The organism is Microcoleus pseudofavosus SVA1_A4 (assembly GCF_036700565.1).
GTDB lineage: Bacteria > Cyanobacteriota > Cyanobacteriia > Cyanobacteriales > Microcoleaceae > Microcoleus.
Genome location: NZ_JAUBPE010000042.1, coordinates 23,061 through 45,531, shown reverse-complemented (window position 1 = coordinate 45,531; position 22,471 = coordinate 23,061). Strand labels below are relative to the sequence as shown.

At 45.6% G+C, this 22,471-nt stretch carries 12 protein-coding genes and 1 pseudogene; 11 read left to right on the top strand and 2 right to left on the bottom strand.

The window, feature by feature from the left end; all coding sequences use genetic code 11:
- The first annotated feature begins 404 nt into the window (after positions 1-404).
- The 11 genes and pseudogenes from QUA02_RS18580 to QUA02_RS18530 all read left to right on the top strand — a co-directional run bounded on the left by QUA02_RS18580 (position 405) and on the right by QUA02_RS18530 (position 13,834).
- On the top strand, positions 405-488 hold the full coding sequence (locus QUA02_RS18580; RefSeq protein ID WP_333029790.1) for a hypothetical protein: 84 nt from the start codon (positions 405-407) through the stop codon (positions 486-488).
- A 418-nt stretch (positions 489-906) separates the two neighbouring features.
- On the top strand, positions 907-1,185 hold the full coding sequence (locus QUA02_RS18575; RefSeq protein WP_333029767.1) for a CBS domain-containing protein: 279 nt from the start codon (positions 907-909) through the stop codon (positions 1,183-1,185).
- Positions 1,182-1,283, top strand: a pseudogene (locus QUA02_RS18570) (hypothetical protein); the annotation flags it as partial. The gene QUA02_RS18575 and the pseudogene QUA02_RS18570, both read left to right, overlap by 4 nt.
- A 49-nt stretch (positions 1,284-1,332) precedes the next feature.
- Positions 1,333-1,605, top strand: coding sequence for a CBS domain-containing protein (locus tag QUA02_RS18565; protein WP_333029765.1), 273 nt, complete (start codon positions 1,333-1,335; stop codon positions 1,603-1,605).
- A gap of 12 nt (positions 1,606-1,617) precedes the next feature.
- Positions 1,618-3,294: an ATP-binding protein gene (locus QUA02_RS18560; RefSeq protein WP_333029764.1), complete on the top strand. Its 1,677-nt coding sequence runs from the start codon at positions 1,618-1,620 to the stop codon at positions 3,292-3,294.
- A gap of 50 nt (positions 3,295-3,344) precedes the next feature.
- Entirely contained in the window at positions 3,345-3,743 is a 399-nt protein-coding gene (locus QUA02_RS18555) for a response regulator (protein WP_333029762.1), read from the top strand.
- Entirely contained in the window at positions 3,740-6,898 is a 3,159-nt protein-coding gene (locus QUA02_RS18550; RefSeq protein ID WP_333029761.1) for a PAS domain S-box protein, read from the top strand. The genes QUA02_RS18555 and QUA02_RS18550 overlap by 4 nt, the downstream gene beginning before the upstream one ends.
- 365 nt (positions 6,899-7,263) lie before the next feature.
- Positions 7,264-9,198: a response regulator gene (locus QUA02_RS18545; protein ID WP_333029760.1), complete on the top strand. Its 1,935-nt coding sequence runs from the start codon at positions 7,264-7,266 to the stop codon at positions 9,196-9,198.
- On the top strand, positions 9,199-11,106 hold the full coding sequence (locus tag QUA02_RS18540) for a PAS domain S-box protein (RefSeq protein ID WP_333029757.1): 1,908 nt from the start codon (positions 9,199-9,201) through the stop codon (positions 11,104-11,106).
- A 485-nt stretch (positions 11,107-11,591) separates the two neighbouring features.
- The gene (locus QUA02_RS18535; protein WP_333029756.1) at positions 11,592-12,044 is read left to right on the top strand and encodes a response regulator; all 453 of its coding nucleotides are present in this window, start codon (positions 11,592-11,594) and stop codon (positions 12,042-12,044) included.
- A 128-nt stretch (positions 12,045-12,172) separates the two neighbouring features.
- Positions 12,173-13,834 (top strand): GGDEF domain-containing protein, encoded by a 1,662-nt coding sequence (locus tag QUA02_RS18530; protein WP_333029753.1) that lies wholly within the window; start codon positions 12,173-12,175, stop codon positions 13,832-13,834.
- 294 nt (positions 13,835-14,128) lie between these two features.
- Here the strand turns inward: QUA02_RS18530 and QUA02_RS18525 are convergent, their stop codons facing one another.
- Entirely contained in the window at positions 14,129-16,999 is a 2,871-nt protein-coding gene (locus QUA02_RS18525; RefSeq protein ID WP_333029751.1) for a PAS domain S-box protein, read from the bottom strand.
- 413 nt (positions 17,000-17,412) lie between these two features.
- On the bottom strand, positions 17,413-22,449 hold the full coding sequence (locus QUA02_RS18520; protein ID WP_333029750.1) for a PAS domain S-box protein: 5,037 nt from the start codon (positions 22,447-22,449) through the stop codon (positions 17,413-17,415).
- Positions 22,450-22,471 lie beyond the last annotated feature (22 nt).

Below are 22,471 nucleotides of genomic sequence, written 5' to 3'. Positions count from 1 at the left end.
ACTTGCTGATTCAGGTCGATATTCCGTGCAATTTCTCGACACCTTGGCAAGCAGAGCATCTGCTACAGATAGAGCATAAAAAGTAGTTTTTGGTTTAAAAACATATTCTCGCTGTAACTATACGGGAGAAAGGTAATTGCCAATATTACTGACGGTCTTGAAAATATATTAACTATTTATTACAACCACTAAAACACGGAGTAGAAGTTGTCAGAAATTATCAAGTTTGACTGCCTGAATTGCTGTGTTATCCAGACAAACTAAATCAAGTTTGGACAAATCTGATTCACAATGCTTCACAAGCGATGGACAATTTCCGACTTTTAACAGTAGAGGTGAGATCGTAAAATTAGAGCCTGCTCGTCAGCGTCACGGATAGTGGCAAGGGAATTTCCCCAGGGATTTTGCCAATATTTGAGCCGTTCTTTACCACAAAACCAGCCGGCGAAGGCAGCGGGTTGGGAGTGGAGATTGTTAAAAAAGTGTAGAAAGACCTTCGGGTAAAATAGAAGTAACATCAGTTATCGGTCAAAGGACGTTTATTGTGTCAATTCCGATCGCCCTCAACGGCGATCGCACTAAAAATCATACCGATGCGCGACTAAAAATGTAACTCTAGACTGGTGTCAAACCTCGATTGCGGTCAGGGTGTCGCCACGGTCAAATCTCAAATCTAAAATGGTATTAATAGCCGGTTCCGCCTTCATCTATCCCCCTTGATTTGCCCATGTCAACAACAGTTTCTGATACCCACAGCTTGCTAGAACAGGCGATCGACCCCAAACAGCCGGGGAAGCCTCCAGACACACCCTGGAAAGTCGCGCCGCCCTGACTCAGACGAGGGCCAGTTGCATTTTAATCGCGTTTGAGCAGCAACTGCTCGGAATTTTTACAGAGTGCGATGTTGTGAAAATAACTGCTAGCGAAATACCGCTAGCAGGGATGGCAATTTCTGAGGTAATGACTGAAAATCCGATCGCCATTTCCCGGGGTCAAGCGGGGAATATCTTCAAGGTATTGGGCATATTGCGATCCTCTTCGAGGGCTGCTAACGGCAAAAATCCGTCATTTGCCCCTGACAGACGAACGCGGCAACTTGCTGGGCGCCATCACCGGAGAAAGCATCCGTCAAATCCTGAAACCGAGCGACTTGCTGCAAATGCGGCGCGAAACAAGAAATTATGAGCGCAGAAGTAATAGTTACCTCAACCAGCGCCTCAGTTTTAGAAGTCGCAAAAGAGATGACAACAAGGCGCAAAAGCTGCACAGTCATTTGCACTGACAGCGACAACAAAAATCAGAAACCTGTGGGCATAATTACAGAACGCGACATTGTTAAATTCCAACCTGCCGGAATCGATTTCGCCGACACTCCAGTCGCCGCCTTGTCGGAGTTTTCCCCTGATGCCGTTGCAGGTAAAAGCCACATTGTGGCAGGCTCACCAGTTCATGCAGCAGCACCGCATCCGGCGCTTGGTGGTGGTGGACGAGGGAGGCTATTTAGCCGGAATTGTGACCCAAAGTACCCTGCTGCACGCCTTAGATCCGGTAGAAATCCACGCGAATGCCGAGCTTTTGCAGGAAACAGTTGCCAAAAATATCTAGGAGTTGAAAAAAGTGAACGAACACTTGCAAAAAGAAGCGATTCGGAGAACCGAAGTAGAGGAACAGTTGCGGCTTTTAAATGAAAATTTAGAAGAACAAATTAAACAGCGAACTTTAGAATTAATTAACGCTAACAGTCAGTTAAAAAAGGAAATACAAGACCGCGCCACCGCTGAAGCTGAAGTCCGCCGCCTCAACACCGAACTCGAACAGCGAGTTCGAGAGCGCACGGTTCAACTAGCAGCCAGCAACGCAGAATTGCAGCAAGAAATTAGCGAGCGCAAATTGCTCGAAGAAAAATTGCACTTTTCTGAAAGCAAAGTCCGCGCCGTTTTTGAAGCGATGGCAGACATCGTTCTCGTGCTAGACATTCAGGGCAATATAGAAGTTTTGCCGACAAATACGGCGCAGTTTTCCGAGCCGGATTGCGATATAGTCGGCCTGACGATAGAACATTTTTTTGACGACGACAACCCGGATGATTGGTGGATGTTAGTTCAGCAAGTGTTAGAGACGCAACAAACGCTCAATTTCGATTACAGTTTAACAGTTGGCGATCGGGAAATTTGGTTTTCCGCCTGCATTTCCCTGTTTTCAAAAGATGCAGTGATTTGGGTTGCGCGCAACATCAGCGCCCGCAAACTAGCAGAGTCAGCGCTGTGCCAAAAAAATGCAGAATTAGCTCATACCCTGCAAGAACTTAAGCGCACTCAAAAAGAACTGATTCAATCCGAAAAAATGGCAGCCCTCGGACAGTTAATTGCCGGAGTTGCCCACGAAATCAATTCTCCTTTAGGGGCGATTCGCTCCTCGGTGCAGAACATCGCCGACTTCTGGGTCGAACAATTGCAGCAGTTGCCGATATTTTTCCAGCAACTATCCCCGGAACGGCGGCAGGATTTCTTTGCCCTGCTGCACAAGTCAAGCCAAGAAACAGACACCTTATCTAGTAAAGAAAAACGTCAGTTGAAAAAGCTCTTGCAGCGGCAATTAGAAGCAGAACAAATTGACGACGCGGACAGTCTGGCCTGTACCTTATTAGATATTGGAATTTGCAATGTAGAACCTTTTTTACCTTTGTTGAAAGACAGCGAAAGTCCAAATTTTTTACAAACAGCCTACCAATTCGCTACCGTACAAAAAAGCACTAAAAATATTGCTACTGCGACAGATAGGGCTGCTAAAATCGTTTTTGCTTTGAAAAGCTACTCTCGTTACGACCAGTCGGGTTCCAAGGCGATCGCTAATATTACCGACGGCATTGATACTGTTTTAACGCTTTATCACTACCAAATCAAACACGGTGTGGAAGTAGTCAGAAACTATGGTACTGATTTGCCCTCTGTGCTATGCTATCCTGATGAACTAAATCAAGTTTGGACAAATTTGCTTCACAATGCTTTACAAGCTATGGGCAACAAAGGAGTATTGAAAATTGATGTCAAACACCAAGATAACGCAATATCAGTCAGTATTACCGACAGCGGCCAAGGCATTCCCCCAGAGATTATGCCGAGAATTTTTGAGCCTTTTTTCACGACAAAACCTCCAGGAGAAGGCAGCGGTTTGGGATTGGATATAGTTCATAAAATTATTGAAAAACACCAAGGTAAACTGCAAGTAGAAAGCGTGCCAGGTCAAACCAAATTTACTGTATCCTTGCCTATCGAAATCACTGACGGTAATTAAAAGTCTGGGCAATACGCCCCAATTAAACAATCAAATAAAAGTAAAATTTTATGCCCAAACCAGTCATTTTGTGCGTTGACGATGAAGTTGTGGTCTTAAACAGTTTGAAAATCCAACTTAAAAAAGAATTTGGCGATGCTTACCTCTACGAAGTAGCAGAAAATGCCGATGAAGCTCTGGAAATTATCGAGGAAATTCAAGAAGAAGATGAAAGCGATATTTTGGTCATCGTATCTGACTGGTTAATGCCCGGTATTAAAGGAGATGAATTTTTGATCCGGGTTCACCAAAAATATCCCAAAATTGTGAAAGTCATGCTGACCGGGCAAGCCGACGAAGTAGCAATAGAACGGGTGAAAAAGCAAGCAAACTTGCACCGCTGTTTGTACAAGCCGTGGGACGGCAAAGAATTAATAGAAACTATCAAATCTGGTTTGGCAAAATTATGAGCAATAAACCTGTGATTATTTGCGTGGATGACGAACCGATAATCCTTCAAAGTTTAAAAATTGAGTTAAAAAAAGCCCTGGGAGAAGAACAATTATTAGAAACTGCTGAAGGCGGCGAAGATGCTTTAGAGTTAATTGAAGAATTGCTGGCAGATGGCTGCGAAATCGTGGCAGTGATTTCCGACTATCTGATGCCCAATATCAAAGGGGACGAATTGCTGAAGCAGATTCACAGAATTTTGCCAAAAACTATCAAAATTATGCTGACGGGGCAAGCAGACCTCGAAGCGGTGGCGAATACTATTAAATATGCTAAATTGTACCGCTACATATCGAAGCCTTGGCAGTCAGAAGATTTGAAGTTAACCCTAAAAGAAGCGGTCAACAGCTATTTTATGGAGAAGCAATTAGCGGAACAAAATGCTCAACTCCAAAAGCTGAATCAAGAGTTGGAAACTTTAGTCGAGAAGCGGACTGCACAATTGCGCTTGTCTGAGGAAAAGTTTGCCAAAGCTTTTCGTTCTTCTCCCAACCCGATTACTATTACCAGACTTAAAGACGGTCATTATTTAGAAATTAATGAGGCATTTTGCCAGACAATCGGTTATTCGGCAGCAGAAATTCTCGATCGCACGGCGCTTGATTTGAATCTTTGGGAAAGTATACAAGCCCGCGCCGAGTTGTTTAAAATGTTAGACGAGAAACAAATTGTTCGCAACTACGAATTTGATTGGCGCACTAAAACTGGGGCCCTCAGAACCGGGCTGCTGTCTGCCGAAATCATTGACATTCACGGTGAAACCTGCGTGATTTCTGTGATTCAAGATATTAGCGATCGCAAATTAGCCGAAGAAAAACTCCGGGCTGTAGCGGCTTCTTTAGCAGCAGCGCAAAGAATCGCCCGCGTCGGCAATTGGGAATACGATTTCTCTGCCAACACAACTATTTGGTCGGAAGAATTATCTCGGATTTTCGGTCTCGATTCAACCCAGACGCCCCCAACACTAACTGAGTTTGGGGAATACGTGCATCCAGACGATCGACAAAAGTGGCAAACAACGATCGACGCTGCTATTGCTAGCGGGAAATCCTACAGTTTGGAATATCGAATCCTGCGACCGGAAGTGACAATTGCTGCGGATAATTGCCCGTTACAAACAAGTGAAGGCGGTTTCATCCGCTACATAGAAGCCAGAGGAGAAGCAGTTGTCAACCAACAAGGGCAAGTGACAAAACTCTTCACAACTTTGATGGACATTACCCCCCGCAAACTGGCAGAAATAGCCCTAGCAGAGAGCGAAGAAAAATACCGCCATTTAGTTGAGACTTCTCAAGATATTATCTGGTCTTGCGATGCTGAAGGACACATTACTTTTGTGAACCAAGCAGTGAAACAAATCTACGGTTACGACCCGGAAGAAATGCTCGGATGTTCTTTTGGCGATTTTTTAGCGCCAGCACAAATAGACCGGAACCGGGAACTTCAGCAGCGCTTGCTGACGGGAGATGCTGTGTTTCAGTACGAAAGTATAGTATTAGGAAAAGACGGCCGACCCATTGATGTAAATACGAAGGCGATCGCCCGCTTGGACGCTGAAGGAAACATCACGGGAACAACAGGCACAGCTAGCGATATTACCGAGCGCAAACAAGCAGAAATAGCGCTAAAAAAAGCCAAAGAAGAAGCCGACAGAGCCAACAGGGCTAAAAGCGAATTCCTCTCGAATATGAGCCACGAATTGCGAACTCCCCTCAACGCAATTCTCGGTTTCAGCCAACTGCTGGCCCGATCCGCAGCCCTCGGTGCCGACCAACAGCAATACTTAGGAATTATTAGCCGCAGCGGGGAACATTTGCTCGATCTGATCAACAATATTCTGCAAATGTCAAAAATTGAGGTGGGTCTGGTGACACTTAATAAAAACACCTTCGACTTGCACAACCTGCTAAAAAATACTGAAGATATGCTGAAGCTGCAAGCCGAAAAAAAAGGGTTGCAGTTAATTTTTGATTCCACACCCGATCTACCTCAATATGTAGAAACCGACGAAAGCAAGTTGCGCCAAGTATTGATTAATGTGGTGGGGAATGCTATTAAGTTTACTGCGGAAGGTGGTGTTAATTTGAGAATTAAACATGAGCTGTTGACCCATAAAAATTACGGAGAGATGCCACTAATTGACAATTGCTGCTTGCTCTTTGAAGTTGAAGACACGGGAGCGGGAATTTCTGCGGAAGAAATGGACAATGTGTTTAAACCTTTTGCGCAAACAGAAAGCGGAAAACAAGCTCAAGAAGGAACCGGTTTAGGCTTGCCGATCAGCAAACAGTTCGTCCAGTTAATGGGAGGAAAAATGACGGTGACAAGCAGCGTCGGTCGCGGCAGCATTTTTAGATTTGATGTTAAAGTTTCGCTCCCTAATTCAGTGGAAATTCAGGTGGCTCAATCAGCTCGCCGCGTTGTGGGTCTCGAACCCGGACAGCCGGAATACCGCATTTTAGCTGTTGACGATCGCCTGGAAAGCCGCTTGCTGTTAGTGAAAATACTGACATCCCTCGGCTTTGCTGTGCAGGACGCTGAAAATGGTGTTAAAGCTGTGGAAATGTGGTCGAGTTGGGAACCTCATTTGATTTGGATGGATATGCGGATGCCGGTGATGGACGGTTACGAAGCTACTAAACGGATCAAAGCGCATTTGAAAGGTCAAGCAACGGTGATTATTGCTCTGACGGCAAGTGCTTTTGATGAGGAGCGATCGGTGATTTTGTCTGCTGGTTGCGATGATTTTGTAGCGAAGCCTTTTCGGGAACAAGTGATTCTGGAAAAGATCGCTAAGTATCTGGGAGTCCGCTATGTTTACGATCGAGAAGCTTCACCGAGTTATGATGCTGTGGCGTCCCGTGACGTTTCCGCGCCAACGGTCACGGCTGATTTGCCTTTTACGCTCAATGCTTCATTGTTTGAAGCTATGCCTGCTGAATGGGTTGAGGAGTTGTACGCTGCGGCGGATTCGGTTGATAACGAGCGGATTTTTCGGCTGCTGTTGTCGATTCCTCCGATTAATGCTGGTTTCCGCAGCGCGCTCGCCGATTTGGCGAAGAACTTCCGGTGCGATCGGATTATTGATTTGATTGAAGAGTTTAGAAATGTTTGAAGGAAAAAAAGAGAGGGGAGAGGAGCGGGTTTGGGATGATTGATGATTTAGGTAGATCGACTATTTCAGTCCTGGACGCAGAACCTATATATGTAGGGTGCGCAATGCGCACCTTACCGCTGCATCGGAATAATAATTTGGATGATGTCAGTGCGAGCGTCCCGCTCGCTACCCAAATCGCGAGCGAGACGCTCGCACTACATAATTCCTAAGTCCTATCCCGGTTAAAAAACCCGGTTTCTTGGGTTGGTGTGCGTAAGTTTTGTAAATATAAAAGTAGTTGCTTCACGAGCGAATGCTATAATGACGATTTAATTAATCTGTTTTCACCCTATCAGCACTTCTCAACTTAAGAAAAAATAGCGATGACCAGCAATCAAACAGAAGAGAATAAAGGCAACATATTAATTGTTGACGACACTCCAGAAAATTTGCAAGTTTTATCAGCAACGCTGTCGGATCGGGGCTACAAAGTGCGGGGCGTAATTAACGGCAAAATGGCAATCAGAGCCGCGCTATCGGGTTCTCCAGATTTGATTTTGCTCGACATCAAAATGCCGGAAATGGACGGATACGAAGTCTGCACGCAGCTCAAGGCCCAAGCGAAAACATCAGAAATTCCCGTTATTTTTATCAGCGCTTTAGATGAAGTATTGGACAAAGTAACCGCCTTTCAAGTTGGAGGGGTCGATTATATCACAAAACCGTTTCATGTAGCGGAAGTTTTAGCGCGAATCGAACACCAATTGACTATCCAAAGACTGAAAAGACAATTGATCGATCGCAATGCCGAACTGCAACAAGAAATAATAGAACGCAAAAAAGCCGAAGAAGCCGCAGCCGCTGCATCGCTGGCAAAAAGTCAATTCGTTGCCAACATGAGCCACGAATTGCGGACTCCCCTGAACGCCATCCTGGGTTTTACCCAAGTCATGAGCCGCGACTCTTTGCTGAGCCACGAAAATATCGAAAATCTCCGAATTATTAACCGCAGCGGTCAACATTTGCTGGAACTAATTAATGATGTTTTAGACTTGTCGAAAATAGAAGCCGGGATAATTAGCTTAGATGAACGCAGCTTTGACCTTTATCAACTCCTCGACACTCTGGAAGAAATGTTTCAAATCAAAGCTGAAACCAAAAGTTTGCAACTGAGATTTTCCGTGCAGGCGAATGTTCCCCAATATATAAAAACTGACGAAAAAAAGCTGCGCGTCTGCTTAATTAACCTGCTGGGAAATGCCATAAAGTTTACTCAGGACGGCGGCAGCATTTGGCTGCGGGCGAGCGTGGAAGGCCAGCCTCCGTCAGAATCGGAGATTTATCCTAACTCTACCTCGGTTGAGCAATGTTTAATTTTGTTTGAAGTTGAAGACACGGGAGTTGGCATAGCAGCAGCAGAAATTGACACTTTATTTGATGCTTTCGTGCAAACAGAAGCTGGCAGAAAAACGGCTGACGGTACGGGATTGGGTTTGACAATTACTAAAAAATACGTGCAGATAATGGGCGGAGATATTGGGGTCGAAAGTGTTTTAGGTGAGGGAAGCAGTTTTAAATTTAATATCCGAGTATTTCCCGCTATTTCGTCTGAAATAACAGTCGCGACATTGCAGCGGGCGATCGGACTCGAAGCAGACCAACCGGTTTATCGGATTTTAGCAGTTGACGACAATCAAGAAAATCGGCTGCTGCTGGTTAAAATGCTGCAACCAATTGGTTTTGAAGTCCGAGAAGCGGAAAACGGTCTCCAAGCAGTTGAACTTTGGGAAAGTTGGCAGCCTGATTTAATTTGGCTGGATACGCGAATGCCAGTAATGGACGGTTTTGAAGCTGTCAGACAAATTAGAGCTAAAGAGAAAGAAACTCAGCCGCGAACTGTAATTATTGCTCTGACTGCTAGCACTTTTGAGGAAAAAAAAGGCGAAATTATCGCCGCAGGTTGCGACGATTTTGTGCGGAAACCTTTTCAAGAACAAATCCTCTTTGATAAGATGGCTTGCTACTTGGGAGTACACTATATTTATCAAGAGTTTCCCGGACTGGAAACGGGGGCTTTACGGCGTTATTTCGTTAGCGAAAAACCAGATTCATTTTTCTTGCCGCTGCTGGCCCAGATGCCTCAAAATTGGGTACAGGAACTCTACGACGCAGTTAATGATGTTAATGAAGAGCTGGCGATTCAAATTGTCGATCGCATTTGTGAAAGTCATCCAACTTTAGCTGATGCTTTAAAAGATTTGCTTGCCGATTACCGACTCGACAGGATAATGGATTTAACTAAATCGAGTTTAAAATAAATGGATAATAGCGAAATTAAAGTATTGGTGGTTGACGACCAACCGAGCAATCTGCGGTTCTTGTCCAAACTGCTAACAGCCCAGGGGTATCAAGTTTACCGAGCAATTTGCGGTGAACTGGCGTTGAATGTTGCGATCGTCCATTGCCCCGATTTGATTTTGCTCGACATTAGAATGCCGGAAATGAACGGTTATGAAGTTTGTCGGAGACTGAAAGCGACAGCGGCAACTGAACAAATTCCGGTGATTTTTTTAAGCGTATTAGATGACATCAACGATAAATTACAAGCTTTTCGAGTTGGCGGGGCCGACTATATTGCCAAACCATTTCAAGTAGAAGAAGTTTTAGCGCGCATCGACAAGCAAGTCTGCTTGCAAAAACTGCAAAAGCAACTAAAAGAGCAAAACGCTCAACTGCAACAGTCGCAGTCGCTGCTTGCTAGCATATTAAATAGTTCCTTAGACGGTATGGTGGCTTATTCTGCCATCCGCAACAGTGAGGGAAATATTGTGGATTTCCAGTGGCTGTTGATCAACCCTGCCGCCGAAAAAATTTCTGGTATGCCATTTAATGAGATAGTTGGCAAGAATTTGTTGGCAGAAATTTCCCAAGTTCGCAAAAACGGGTTATTTAATTTGTATGTTTCTGTAGTAGAAACAGGAGAAAGTGTAGACAAAGAATTTTATTACGAATACGAGGGAGATACAAGTGCTTGGCTGCACATTGTTGCGGTCAAGTTAAACGATGGGCTGGCAGTAACATTTCGCAATATTACCGATCGCAAACGAGCAGAAATTGCCCTGCGAGAAAGCGAAGAACGCTTCCGTGCGATATTCGAGCAAGCGGCAGTCGGCATAGCTAAAACCGCGCTTTGCGGTCAATTTTTGCGGGTAAATCCCGGGTTTTGCCAAATTGTCCGCTATGCAGAATCGGAATTGTTGCAGCAAAATTGGCAGGCAATTACTCACCCGGATGACATCGAAGCTGACATAGAATATGTGCGTTCGCTGTTATCCGGGAAAATTAAAACTTTTTCTCTGGAAAAGCGTTTGATCTGCAAAGATGAGGCAGTGCGCTGGGCGAATGTTACTGTTTCGGCAATGCGCGATGCTGAGGGGACGCCGCAGTATTTGATTTGTGCGATCGAGGATATTTCCGAGCGCAAGCAGGTACAAGAACTGCTGCAAGCGAGTTTAGAAACTCAAACCCGCTACGCTCAAGAATTAACTCGTTCTAATGCCGATCTCGAACAGTTTGCCTACGTGGCTTCTCACGATTTGCAAGCGCCTTTGAACACGATTACCGGCTACGCTCAACTATTAGAAAAGCGCTGTGACAACCAAGTTGATGCCCAAGCAAATAAATTTATCCGCCATATTGTTAATTCTTGCGGGCGGATGCAGGCGCTGATTGATGACTTGCTGGAGTATTCGCGGGTCGGGAGCAGTCATAAACCTTTTGAGCTGATAGATTGCAATCTGGTTTTTGAGGATGCTTGCGCTAATTTGCAGTTGGCGATCCGCAAGAATCAAGCTTCTGTTACTAGAGGCGATTTGCCAAGGGTAACAGGTGACTGTTTTCAACTGCTGCAACTGTTTCAAAATTTAATTAGTAATGCCATTAAGTACCGCAGCAGCTCCGCGCCGGTGGTGTTCTTCGGCGCCCAGCGTCAGGGGGATAACTGGGTGTTTTCGGTGCAGGACAACGGTATTGGCATTGCCGAAGAGTACCATCGGCGAATTTTTCAAATTTTTCAGCGCTTGCACGCCCAAAAAGATTATTCTGGAACCGGTATCGGTTTAGCGATTTGTCAAAGAATTGTCGATCGCCACGGCGGCCGCCTGTGGGTAGAATCAGAACCCGATCGAGGCTCGACTTTTTATTTTTCTGTTCCTGTACCAAAGTGAAGTCAGCAGTCCGCTTGGAGCAGTCACCAGTCATTTACTTAATCTTTAAAGAGCTTTATCTTTTCTTTACATAAATGCTCATAAAAATGTAGCATATTCACTGATGACATCGAGCTAAAAATCTATCAGTATAAATCTATTAGCTCTATCCTTATACAATAACAATCAGCGGTGCGTGCAAGACTTGTGAGTTTGTTTCAACTTTATCCAGAGCATCTTGCTTTGGGATGCAGGAGTTTCCCTAGTAGTTCGGGGATAAGCATTTGTGATGTCTTTGCAGTTGGCCGGTTCTCGGACAGACTGCTAAGTGAAACAAGCATTAGCGGAAAACCTTTGCGAATCAGGCAAAGCCGCAAATTGCTGCAACACAAATTCTGTTTTTTCAGCCTGATTGGCGGGATGATGGCAACAGATGCTTTGCAGGTGCTCAGACACCGATCCAAGTCCCGTCACCTCACAGAATGCGTGGGTAGTGAGGCAAAGCGGTGAATTCTAAAAAGAAAAATTTTACTCTTTTAATAGCCAACGATGACGAGGACACGCGCTTTTTGGTGGAGGAAGCACTGCGAGAAGTTCGATTAGTAATTAGGAGGGAATTTGTGGAAAATGGAGAACAAGTGCTAGACTATTTGTACCGTCGCGGTCAATATGCTAGTAGCAGCAATTGGCACCGGCCAGACTTGATACTTTTGGATCTGAATATGCCGAGGCTTGACGGGCGAGAAGCACTAACTTCGATCAGAGCTGACCCCGACTTGCAACAAATTCCGGTTGTGATGCTAACAACGTCGCACCGCAGCGGAGATATCTTGCTTTGCTACCGCTTGGGTGCCAATTCTTTCATATCCAAACCAGTCACTTTTGAAGGATTGGCTGAAGTAATGAAAACTTTATGTCAGTATTGGTTTGAAATCGTTTCGCTCCCGCCGGATCTGTAAGCTTTAATTGAGGGCTAGATCGATAGTTTGAGTGTTGAGTAAATTTGATAGACTGACATATTAGCCCGCTCGCAAGTATCGCTCTCAAAACTAAAAGTTTCCTTCAACCCGCTCCGAACCCTATAGTTGTGTTAACACGTAACCAATTTCTGAATATTTTGTTGGTTGAGGATGACCTCGCAGATGTGACGCTGATCGAAGACCTTTTAGGCTCATTCAGTGAGTCTCTGTTTCGCCTCCAAACTGTTAAATCTGTCGAGATAGGACTGGCGTGTCTGGAAGCAGAAAAGTTTGACGCCGTACTATTAGATTTGTCAGGGTCAGGCAGCTTGGGAGGAAGCGAGGCGATCGCGGTTTTGAAAGCCCGATCGCCCACAGTGCCAGTTGTGGTGCTGACAGATATCAACGATGAACATACCGGGCTCTCGGTATTGCGATCGGGCGCTCAAGATTGTTTGGTAAAGGGAAGATTTCATAGAACTCTGCTGGTGCGGGCAATCCATTACGCGATCGAACGTCAGCGCATAGAAGAACAACTGCGGCAGCAAGCCCTCCGAGAGCGGCTGTTGGGCAAAATGATCGAAAATATTCGATCGTCAATAGACGCGGCAAGCATTCTCCAAAGTACCGTCGCAGAAGTGCGCCAATTTCTCAAAACAGACCGCGTTTTAATTTATCGCTGTCAGGATTGGGCGTCTCAATTCGACGGGGAAGAGCCAAAAGGTGCGATCGTCGCAGGTGACGGTTTGCCATTCGGTTATATTGAAAACCCAAATATTAGTGCTGCTTTGGCGGTGTCATGCTTGGTTTTAGTCGAATCCCAGTCGGTACAAGCAATAGCAGATGTCAGCGCTGCCGACTTGGCTGGCAGTTGCAAAGAATTGCTGGCAGATTGTGAAATTGCAGCAGTTGTAAGCGTTCCAATTTGGCAATCTGGCGACTGGGAAACGGCAAACAAAACACAAGAAGGCACTGTTTTGGAAGCAGAAAAAACAGAAGATGCAGCCGAAAATTATATCTGGCTGCCGGCAAGCGACAAACCGCAGGCGCAGGATTCAAGTGCGCCGGATTCGATCGCCGAAAATCGCAATAGTTTGTGGGGAATGCTGACAGCATACAATTGCAGCGGTGTCAGAAAATGGCAGCAGTGGGAAATAGATTTTTTACAGCAGTTGGCAAATCAAGTGGCGATCGCGATCGAACAATCTCAACTTTACCGCCAGCTAGCAATAGCCAATCAAAAATTGCAGCAACTGGCAACTACTGACGGACTGACAGGCATTGCTAACCGCCGCCAGTTCGATCGCGTTTTGATGTTAGAGTGGCGCCGATTGGCAAGAGAGAAACTGCCGCTGTCTTTAATGATATTTGACATCGACTTTTTTAAACTTTACAACGAGTTTTACGGCCACCTCGGTGGGGACGATTGTTTGCGCCAAGTTGCCGGGGCGATCGCCATATCTGCCAAGCGGGCTGGGGATTTGGCGGCCCGCTACGGCGGCGAAGAATTTGCCGTAGTGCTGCCCAACACTAGCGCCGAAGGGGCAAACGCTGTCGCCCGGAAAATTTGCGACGGTATCGCCAGCTTGAAACTGCCCCACGCCCGATCGCCGATCGACCCCTACGTTACCCTCAGTTGCGGCATTGCTACGGCGGTTCCTTCTGGCGAGGAATCTCCCGACACCCTAATTCGCAGCGCTGACAGCGCCCTTTATCAAGCCAAAACCGAAGGCAAAAATCGCATTTGTCACGCCAGCAACAAATCGGAATCTTCCTCGATTTGGATGTAAAGTTTAAGGTAATTGGTAATATCGTTTGCGGTTGCATCGGAATGATACCCAGGACACGGCGCCGTGTCCTTGAACTACCCAGATTAATTGTAGGGACACGGCGCCGTGCCGTGTCCTGATTTCGGTAATATTAATTCCGATGCTACCGGATTTGATATAATATCATGTCCGCTCGAATGACCCCAAAAAAATTGGTTTGTAGTGAGGACTAATGTCCTCATAAATCTGAGGACATTAGTCCTCACTACAAACGCTATAATGGTTATTATATCAGACACGATCGCAACTTATAACTCACAACTTTTCTTCTGCCTGCGGTTGGCGGATCGGTATTTCGATCGCAAACTCCGTACCGATGCCTAATTCTGAATTGCACAGCAATTTTCCTTGATGTTTTTTAACTACAATTTCGTAACTAATAGCCAATCCCAATCCCGTGCCTTTGCCGACGGGTTTCGTGGTAAAAAACGGGTCGAACAACCGCTGCTGCATTGATTCGGGAATGCCGGTACCGCTGTCGGCGATCGCTATTTTCACTCGCTCGCCCTCCATAACTTCCGTGCGAATCTTAATTGTAGGAATTGGCGAGCTACCCCCGGCAGATTTGGAATTTCTTTCGCTTTCTTTCACAGCATCGATCGCATTAATCAACAAATTCATAAACACCTGATTCAATTGACCAGAGTAACATTCAACTTGCGGTAAATTGCCGTACTCTTTAATTATAGAAATAGCGAGTTTATCTCCTTCAGGCTTCAAAAGGTGAGCTATAATCATCAAAGTGCTGTCAATTCCTTCGTGCAAATTAACCGCCTTAAAATCTGCTTCGTCCAAACGCGAAAAAGTGCGTAAAGACTTGACAATTTCCTGAATGCGATCCGCTCCTACTGCCATTGAATCCAGCAGGTTGGGCAAATCTTCTCGGATAAACTCTAACTCAATTTCCTCAAGTTCTGCCTGAATTTCTGCGGTGGGTTCTGGGTACGCTGCGCGGTAAAGTTCGAGAAGCCTCAACAAATCATTTGTGTAATCTTTGGCATAGCTGATATTGCCAAAAATAAAGCTGACAGGATTGTTAATTTCGTGAGCAACTCCCGCAACTAATTGACCCAAAGAAGACATTTTTTCGCTTTGCACGAGCTGCGCTTGGGTATGGGTGAGCGCGTGATAAGCTTTTTCTAATTGCGCTGCTTGTTCTCTGAGTTGCGCTTCCGATTCTCGCAGCGCCAATTCTGCTGCTGTTCGCTCCGTAACATCGACACCGATTCCCCAAAAATCCCAGCCTGGAACGGAAAAGTCAGCAGAAACATTAGACCAAGCAATTGTTTTGACGCTGCCGTCAGCGGCCTGAATTTCTACTTCTAAATCTCGAAAGTTGTGACCGAGTTCGACAACTTTTCTAAAGATTTTTTGACGGTAGTTAATATCGGGCATCAGCAGTTGTATTGCTTGCAGGTTGCCGACAAGTTCTGCGGCGCTGTAACCCAGCACTCGTTCGCATTCTCGGTTCCAGACTATGATATTGCGATCGGCATCGACAGCGCTCAGCATTACTGGCATATTTTCGAGAATTAAGCGCAGCTTTGCTTCGCTTTGTCTCAGAGCTTCTTCAACCCGCGCCCTCTCTGTGATGTCAATGGAAACAGCAATTAATCCTGCAACTTCTCCTTTTTCATCTAATATTGGCGTGGCGCGACTTTCGAGAACGTGACCGTTTAATTCGGCAGGCCAGGTTCTTGGCTCTCCTGCTAAAACCAAGTTGATACTTTCGATAATTTGGGGAGAATCTTTGTAGAGTTCGTAAACCGATAAGCCTACTACTTCTCCGGGCTTGATTCCTAAAGCTTGTAATCCTTTTCCTTCGGAAAGTGTAAATATGCCGTTACAGTCAATGCCGAACAAAACTACGGGTGCATTGTTAATGACAGTGCTGAGGCTTTCTTGGCTGACTTGCAGTGCTAATTCTGCTTGTTTGCGATCGGTAATATCGATCGCAGCTCCGAATAATTTTACCACTTCGCCTTGCTGGTTTTGCAAGACTTGCCCCCAACCGATCAGATATCTCATTTCTCCGTTGAAACGGTAAATGCGGTAGTCAATTTCGTAGGGTTGGCGGGACGCGATCGCTTCCTCTATGATTTTTTGAAAGCGTTCTCTATCGTTGGGGTGAATTTGCTCCACAAGTTCTGGATAACTTGGTGTTGGCAGATTTAGTTCTAGATCGTAAATTCTTTTTAATTCATCCGACCAAGTAATTTGGCTAGTATTGAGGTCGAATTCCCAGTCACCGATATGAGCAACTTTTTGAGTTTCTTCGAGTTTGATCTGGTATTCTAATAGTTCGTCGGCGGCTTTTTTGCGATCGGTCACTTCTTTGGAGTTGCCGATAATTCGATAGATTCTGCCTGCTTCGTCCCGCAGCGGAGTTAGGGTAACTAGCCACCAAGTATCTGCTCCTTGGAACTGCAAGCATTGTTCGGAAGTAACTGAATTTTGCGATCGCGCGCAACTGATATAAGTTTGCCGCAGCATGGTTCCGACTTCCTCGCCAAATACAGCTTCGGGAGTTTTGCCGCACCACTCGCTATCGTCCCCGAGGCCCAGAATTCGCTTGCCGAACGGGTTAAAACCGACATAACGAAATTCGCCGTCAGTGTCTGCATCGATCGCAAAAATTATTTGGTCAATACCGTCATAAATACTGCGCAAAAATTGTTCTTGAGAGCTGAGTTGTTCTTGTACTTTTTTGCGCTCGCTAATATCTGTCGCCGTGCAGATCAACCCTTGAAATTCACCTGAAGGCGTCAATGTAGGAACTGCTGTCTCTTCAATCCACCGATACTCTCCGTCAGCTCTTTTCAGCCGATATTCTCGTTTAAAATTAGAGTTTAAATTCCAAGCATTCAGATATATTTGCTCGCAAGAATCTAAATCGTCTGGGTGAATGTTTGGCGTCCAACCCCGAGCAGAAATTTGTGCTTCAGTCAGCCCAGTAAATTCTGTCCACTGCAAATTAAAGTAACTGCAACCGCTCTCTGCATCTGCGATCCACAGCATTACTGGGACGCGCTCGGCCCAGTCGCGCCAGCAATTTTCGCTCGCACCCGATAAAGTGGCGATCGGCGCTTGTTTGAGCCGTTGAGTTTCACTTGGAGAATCGGTCATAACTTTACAAATGGTAAGTTGACAGTTGCTATTTTTCTTATTATAATGCGCCGGAATTAACCATCAAAAAATCTCAGCTTTTCACAACTAATATATCAAGGTGAGATTGATTTGTGCAAGCGGCATAAAACTCGCGCACAATAAAGGCTTGCAGTGAGGACGACCGTCCTAAAACTTTTGATTGGGACGATCGTCCTCACTGCAAACCAATTTTACAGTGCTTGTTTTAGCGAACATAATATGATATCAATTCCGGTTACACTCCTTATGATATAGAGGACACGGCAGTGCCGTGTCCCTACTACGCCAGATTAATTGTAGGGACACGGCACTGCCGTGTCCTGACTGTGGGTAATATTAATTCCGATGCTACCGGATTTGATATGATATATTATTCAAAAATTTATGACCGATTAGCGATTACCAATTACCCCCAAGTTTGAGTTCGTACCAGTTAAATTCGATCGCACTGGAATTTCAATCAAAAACTCCGCTCCCTCTCCCGGTGTTGAAATACAGCTCAATCGGCCGCCGTGCCGATCGACTATAATCGAGTGAGAAATCGACAATCCCAAACCCGTGCCCTTGCCCACAGCTTTAGTCGTGAAAAACGGGTCAAACAGCCTCGATCGCACCGAGTCCGGTATCCCCCACCCGTTGTCCGCAATAGATACCGCTACGAAGCCCGCAGCAGCCTGATAACTGCGAATAGCGATCGAGCTCGGATACCGGTCGCACTCCTCGATCGAACGCTGCTTGTCCCGTTCTTCCAAAGCATCGATCGCATTAATTAAAATATTCATAAATACCTGATTTAACTCGCCCGGAAAACACTCAACTTGTGGCAATAGCTGGTAATCTTTAACTACCTGAATCCCTGGACGGCTGCTGTGAGATTTCAAGCGATTTTGCAAAATCATCAAAGTGCTATCAATTCCCTCGTGAATGTTAACTGACTTCCCAGCGGATTCGTCCAAGCGGGAAAAGTTGCGCAAGGATTTAACAATCTCGACAATTCGCTCCGTTCCTACTTGCATCGAACTAAACAATTTAGGGAAATCCTCAGCAATATAATCCAAGTCTATTTCAGCGATTTTATCCAACACTTGGGCCGGAACATCAGGACAGTAATGCTGGTAAACTTTAATCAATTCCAGCAAATCTAAGCTGTAAGTGCGAGCCGGAATGAGATTGCCGTGAATAAAGCTGACGGGGTTATTAATTTCGTGAGCAACACCAGCAACTAACTGACCCAAACTCACCATTTTTTCATTTTGAACGAGTTGAGCTTGAGTCGTTTTAAGTTTATTAATTGCTGCTTCCAACTCTAGTGCTTTTAAGCGTTCTCGCGCTTCCGATTCCTGCAAAGCTGACTCGGCTTGTTTGCGATCGGCAATTTCAGTTTGTGCTTGCTCAAACAGCGTCGATTGCTGGATCGCGATCGCCAACTGCACGCTAATTTGTTGCAGGCACTCGACCTCAATTTCCTGCCAATGGCGGGGGCCCTTACACTCGTTGGCGATCAGCAGTCCCCACACATTGTCGCCTTGCAAAATCGGCACTACCAAATTAGCTCGCACCTGAAACTGAGCTAATAAATTAATGTGGCACTGGGAAAGACCCGCATTGTGAATGTCGTCCCAAACTCGAATCCGACCGTGCTTGTAAACAGAAGCATAGCTGTCTTCTAAGCAGGAATCCTTAATAGTTATTCCCAGAACCGACAGCCAATTTTCGCTCACCGACTCGACAGTTACAAAACCGCTCCAATCAAGATTAAACCGATAAATAATTGTCCGGTCTGTTTGCAAAAAATGCCGTACTTCCGCAACAGCTTTTGTCAAGATTTCTTCTAAATTAAGAGAAGAGCGAATGCGTTCCAGCATCCCTAACACCAGGCGTTCTCGCTTTAATTGCTGGCGCAAGATAGCCTCGGCAAGTTTGCGATCGCTAATATCTTCAATCACAGCAATTACATAGCTCGGTTCCCCAAACCCATCCCGCACTAAAGATACAGTCACATTAGTCCAAACAAATGAACCGTCTTTGCGAACAAAGCGTTTCTCAAGTGAATAATTAAAAATTTCCCCAGCTAACAGTCTTTGGCCAGAATCGACATCTGCTTCTACATCTTCCGGGTGAGAAATATCCCCAACATTTCGCGCTTTTAATTCCAATTCTGAGTAGCCGACAATATTGCAAAAGCCTTGATTTGCCTTCAAAAATTGACCGTCGGGCCACACTTTAACAATGCCGATCGCCGCTTGTTCAAATACAGCTCGAAATCGCTGTTCGCTTTGTTGCAAAGCAGTTTCTGATTTTTTGCGATCGGTAATGTCCATTGCCGTACCAAACAGCCGCACCACTTGACCAAACTCATTTTTAACAGCTTGTCCTTTACCGTTAACGTGCCTCATTTCTCCTGATGAAAAATAGATGCGGTGGTCGATATCGTAAGCTGTCCCTTCAGTCACGGCCTTTTGCACAACTTCTGCAAACCTTTCTTTGTCATCGGGATGAATTTGCTCTAAAAGTTCTTCCATTGTCGGCGGTCGATTCAATTCTCGACCGTAAACTCGAAACACTTCCTCCGACCAAGTAACAACTCCTGCCTCAATATCGAATTCCCAATTGCCGATGCGGGCAATTTTTTGCGCTTCTTGCAACTGTGCGGCAAGTAGTTGCAGAGATGCGATCAACTGCGTTTTTTCGGCTTCTGCTGCAACGCGGGCGCTGATATCTTTGTGAGTACCAGCCATCCGCAACGGCGCACCCCATTCGTCATACTCGACCACCTTGCCCATCGCCATAATCCACTGCCAATTCCCCGCTTTGTTGAGCAGTCGAAATTCAATTTCATAGATATCAGCGCCTCCTTCCAAATAGGAAGTTAAAGATGCCATTACCTTCACTCGGTCTTCGGGATGCAGCAAATTTTCCCAACTTTGGAGGTTATTTTCTATTTCAGTTTCTTCGTAACCGAGCATTGATTTCCCATGCGAGTCGAAATAAGTTTCGCCAGTAGCTATGTTCCAATCCCACAGCCCCAAAGAGCTGCCTGAAACCGCTAACTGCAATCGCTCTTGACTGAGTTTAAATGCCGATTCGGCGCGTTTTAGTTCTGTGAGGTCGGCAATTATTGCCATCATTCCTATTGGTTGACTGGCGCTATCTTTAATGCAGTCAGCTCGCAATTGAGTTTCTATAATTTGGCCATTTTTAGCCTTGAGTTCAATTTCACTGCAAACAGACAAACCTTTCCGCAGCACCTTAAATAACTTTCTCAAATCTTGAGATTTGGCGTACATTACTCCTGGGCCACCGGCATTATTTAGTTCCTCAACTGTATAGCCGTAGCGCTGAATAAATACTTGATTGTGATAAATTGAACAGCCGTCTAAATCTGCGATCGCGATCGCATCGCTAGCGCTGTCTACAGCTTGAGTTACCAAGCACAGAGTCAGTTCGGCGCTTTTGCGATCGGTAATATCAAAAATCGCTCCGTCGAGCCACAAAACTCGCCCTGCTGAATCATAACTTAGCCTGCCTCTTTCCGACATCCACCGCACCGCGCCGTCAGCGCGAACAATCCGGTATTCTAGATTGTACGGCTGTCTCGACTCTACCGCTGCCCTGAGTTGTTTCGCGAGCATTTCCCGATCGGCCGGGTGGATGATGCTAGCAAAACTCAAGCAGTTGTTGCCAATAAAATCCCCAGCAGGATAGCCGCTAATTGCCTCAATTTCATCGCTAATAAATACCATCGTCCACTCAGCATCGTACAAGCTGCGGCAGATAGCGCCCGGGATATTCTCAACGAGCGATCGAAATCTTGCATCGCTCTCCCGCAAAGCTGCTTCGGTCTGTTTTAAATCAGTAATATCCAGCACCATGCCTTCCCAAACTATATCCCCTTCCTGCCCTATTTCTGTCGGACAATCAACTCGTTCCGGTCTCGACGAAGCCCCTCGCATCCACTTAAGTTTCCCCGACGGCAGAATCGCGCGCCATTCCTGCTGCCAGGGCTGCATATTTGCCGCAGAAACAGCAATAGATTCTGCCACTTTTTGGCTGTCGTCTGGATGAAGACAACTGAACATAAGTTCGGGATTCTGCTGAAGATTTTCTGGTTCCAATTCATATAAATCCCGGCAGCCCGAAGAAATGTAAGGAAAAGATATTTTGCCGCCGGTTGAGAGCCGAAATTGATAAATTATTCCCGGCAAATTGGCAGCAAGTTGCCGCAATCTAGCTGCGCTTTCTTGCAGCGCTAATTGTTTGCGTTTATCCTGAGTGATATCTCGAATTATCCCGACGAGAATTTTACTGCCGTCGGTATTTTCAAAGACAGTTTTTTTAGTAGACAGAATGTGCTTTGCACCGCTGGCGTCCGTAAATATTTCCTCGCTCTCGTTTTCTTCCCCCCTCCTAAACACTTGTTCGTCATTCTGCCAAAAAATCTCAGCTTCTTGTTTTGGGAAAAAGTCGTAATCCGACTTACCCAGCAGTTCCTCGCGCTGCTTGCCGATCAGCTTGCAAAAAGCATCATTTAACAGTATCCAGCGGTGCTGTTCGTCCTTGACAAAAATTGGATCGGCAACTGCATCGATCGTATAATCCAAAAACTTTTTACTAGCTTCCAGTTCAGAGAGTGCTAAAACTTTATCCGTAATATCGTTGATAGTTCCTGTCGTCCCCTGCGCCCCGCCGTTCCAGCCAAACCTCAAAAATTCTTGCACTTCCACCCAGCGAATTTCGCCATTTTTGGTAACATATCGAATTTGATAGCAGCAGGATGTTTCTTGATTTTCGCTCCGGCGTCTCAACAAATTTAAATATTGGTATTGGTCGTCATAATGAATGCAACTCAAACAGGAAGTTCCTAAGCTTTCATCAACGGTAAACCCGGTAATTTCCGTCCAAGCCGGATTGAGAAAAGTCCAATTTCCAGCAGTATTTGTTTCAAAAACTACTTCTTTGATATTGTCAACAACTTCCAGGTATTTTTGTTGACTTTTTTGCCATTCTGCTTGCCGTTTCTGGCGGGCGATCGCGCACCGGATCGTCCGCACCAGCAGCCGGCTGTCTGCTTGTCTTTTCACCAGATAATCTTGGACGCCGACCGCAATTAACTCGACGGCGAGTTCTTCGTCATCGGCGGCTGTCAGAATGACGATCGGAATATTTATCCCGCAATCTTGCAGCCGTCCAAGAGTATTAAATTTTTCGCAGTCAGGAAGTGAAAGGTCTAATAAAATTACATCAAAAATCTCGCAGCTTAAAAATTCTATAGCTTCCCGGAGGCTAACTGCATTCGTCGCCTCAATTGATTGTCCCAGTCGGCGATCGGACAGCAGTTGTTGAATGAGTTCTGCATCTTCTGCACAGTCTTCTACTAAAAGAACTTTCAAGCAAGCAGGCGTTAAAGTTGACTCAAAAGTAGATGTCATACCATTTTAGATTTTAGATTTT